Origin of the sequence: Lujinxingia sediminis (genome assembly GCF_004005565.1) — a bacterium.
Lineage (GTDB): Bacteria > Myxococcota_A > Bradymonadia > Bradymonadales > Bradymonadaceae > Lujinxingia > Lujinxingia sediminis.
In genome coordinates this window covers 1-2,804 of record NZ_SADD01000031.1, presented here as the reverse complement: position 1 = coordinate 2,804, position 2,804 = coordinate 1, and the positions used below count along the sequence as shown (strand labels likewise).

The 2,804-nt window shown below is 49.1% G+C and carries 3 protein-coding genes; all 3 read left to right on the top strand.

Annotated elements, in window-relative coordinates; translation table 11 throughout:
* On the top strand, window positions 1-654 hold a 654-nt coding region (locus EA187_RS20135; RefSeq protein ID WP_206524440.1), incomplete at its 5' end, for a hypothetical protein.
* A 93-nt stretch (window positions 655-747) separates the two neighbouring features.
* Window positions 748-1,644, top strand: a complete 897-nt coding sequence (locus EA187_RS20130) for a hypothetical protein (protein ID WP_127781475.1) — start codon at window positions 748-750, stop codon at window positions 1,642-1,644.
* Between the two features lie 681 nt (window positions 1,645-2,325).
* Window positions 2,326-2,804, top strand: a 479-nt coding sequence (locus EA187_RS20125; protein ID WP_164856443.1) for a hypothetical protein, incomplete at its 3' end; no start/stop codon positions are given.

Below are 2,804 nucleotides of genomic sequence, written 5' to 3'. Positions count from 1 at the left end.
CCTGGTACCGGTATTGCGCGATGGGTTGGTTCAGCGACGTCGAACCACGTGAGTAATTCAAGTAACATCACAGATACTGTCTCCGGTACCTTTCATTGCACGCCCCGGGCGCGCTTTACCGGTGATCAGACGGATGAGATGCGATTTGAGGACTTTAGAGACTTTGATGTGTTCATTGACGAGCAGCGAGGAACTCTGGCGTTTGATCGGGGGCGCGTGTATATGCTGACCGGAATTAAAGGGAAAATGCAGGGGCTCGGTGAGCGTGCATGGGTAGGACATGATGAAAATGATCCGAATCCTTCTATATATCTTCTCCGTTCGATGGTCGGGGACCTTTTTGCGAAAGTTATCGGTTTTGGAATGCTGTACCCGAGCAGCGCTGGTATGAAATATTATTCGGAGCCTGTAAGTGGGGATGAGTTTGAAGCAAAGCTAGTGCTTGATAATGGCGAGCACAATAACGAGTATGTAGTCACGATGGGCCCCCTTGATAGTACATTTTGCTACTTGACCGAAATCTCGGGTCGATTTGACGGAGGACGTGAACGCATTCAAGTTGTTGCAAATAACCACCACTGGCAATTGAAAGTTCGTGCGGCACCCGGTAAGGAGGTTCGAGGTCGAGCGCGTTGCGTTTATTATCAGCAATAGTTCAATAAAGTGTTAACGCTTGGTTGAATGCCTCACGAACGCCGGTAACGGAAATTATGTTCGTTGCCGGCGTTTTCTCGAACGGAGTTTAGCATGGTTTTACATGGCGTTGGTACGATAGCTATTGCGGCAGCTTTTGTGCTGATCACAGGTTGTGGGCCAGAATTGATCGATGGTCAAGAGATCCCTGACTCATGTCTTTCTGAAAGTTCGGAATCTGTGGATTGTGATTTGGAGTCATTTGGAGAGAACGACGACCAACGCACAATCTACTATCGAAGTGTTTCGGACCTTGAACGTGCTTGTGAGCAGCGGTGCTCACGAACAACGCGTTCATTGCATTTTTCGAAAATGGAAGGTCTAACGACACTTCAGGGATTCCATTTTGTTCAGGAAATGCCCGGTTTTGGGGTGCGGTCTTTGAGGGATGTCGAAGTTATTGATCTCTTTCACGGTGTTGATTCGATGACTGGTTTTTTCATTAAAGAGAATCCAGAACTCGAAATAATTGAACCCTTGGCCAGTCTTGAAATTCTCGAGTATGGAGCGAATTTTGAGGATAATCCTAAGATCAAAGATCTCCGCGCGCTTTCGAACGTCCGGCAAATTGGCGAAATTGGGGGAGAATATGAGCCTGGGCTCAAGTTGTCGAATAATAGTAGCCTTGTAGATATGACGGGCCTTGAAAAAGTGGAAGTCATCGGCGGACGATTTCAAATCAGAGATCAATATAAATTGGAATCCATGCGGGGGCTTGATTCCCTTGGGGAAGTTGAGACACTGGCTATTGTTAATTCCGACGATGATCCTGAGTATGTGAAGCTGAACAGCCTGGCCGGCCTCGAGAGCCTTCGACGTATTCATGGGGCCCTGGTGATCCAGAATGCCCCCAACCTCCGACGTTGTGAGGCGGAGGCGTTGGTTGCGCAGCTAGAGGAGCCGCCGGAGGAGGTCATTCTGGTGAATTTGAGCGATGAGCCCTGTGATTGAGGTCTATCGTTTGCCAGGTTGAAAGAACGCCGCGCTCCGACCGGAGCGCGGCGCTTCTGACAAAGCGCTCATGACGTCGTTTATCGCCCAGATCCACGTCCTGGAGTTCATCGCTCAACGTCAGATCTGCCATCATCGTCGTCGGTTCCATCACGCTCGCTTTTCTCTTCAGGTCTCATCGCTGTCGTCGGCGGCCAGTCGATCAAATCGAGGACGATTGCGCAAGGTGGGGCTGGGAGGATTGTTGGGAGGGTTTTGAGCATGTGTGTTTATGCGGGGTTTAGGAGATGTGGGGGATCATGAGTCACGATGGGCCTCCTTGATCGTTCGTTCTGTTACCTGACTGAGATCTCGGGACGATTTGACGGAGGTCGCGAACGCATTCAAATCAATGCGGAAGGGACACACTGGTATCTTGACTTGCGAGCGGCGCCAGACAAAGACGTGCGAGCTAAAGCTCGTTGTGTCCGGTACCGGCAGTAAAAACAGGCTCTTTAAATTATAAACACGTGTGAACGATAGGCGGCGGCAGTTAAACGAGCTTTTTCTGTCGTCGCTTTTAATGCCGAGGAACCTATGTCGCGCAAGTTGAAAACGTTATGTTGGGTATCTCTAATCTGGCTAATCTATATGGGGTGTGGCGAGCCCACTCCAGGCGTTTTGGAGACGCCGGAGTCTTGTTTGTTGGAACAATCGTCGGCTCAGGATTGTGTTATAGAGCCCTTTCACGAAGAAGAGTTTGACCTTCGGGTGTTGTTTGAAGATCGTGGAGACCTTGAACTTGGTTGCGAACAAATGTGTTCTAAGTCAACACGTTCGTTTGATTTTCAAAGGCTTGAGGGTTTGGTTTCTTTAGAAGGTTTTGGTTTTATAGATGAACTCCCGGGTTTAGGGGTGAAGTTTACATATGACCTTGAAACGTTTGATGCGTTTGATAATGTTGAGACGATGGTGGGAGTCTCGGTGTTCGAAAATCCTCATCTTGAGGTCATGGAAACGTTGGACAGCCTGACGCATCTCGAACACGGTGCTAATTTTGAAGATAACCCAAAACTTGTTGATCTTCGGGCATTGGCCAATGTTCGCCAGATTGGGGAGGTTGGTGGGCGTCACAGCCCCGGGTTGAAGTTGAGAAATAACATGAGTTTAACCAGCATGGC

Coding starts and splice junctions, on each gene's coding strand:
- EA187_RS20130 (WP_127781475.1), top strand. CDS start 748: ATGGTTTTACATGGCGTTGGTACGATAGCTATTGCGGCAGCTTTTGTG.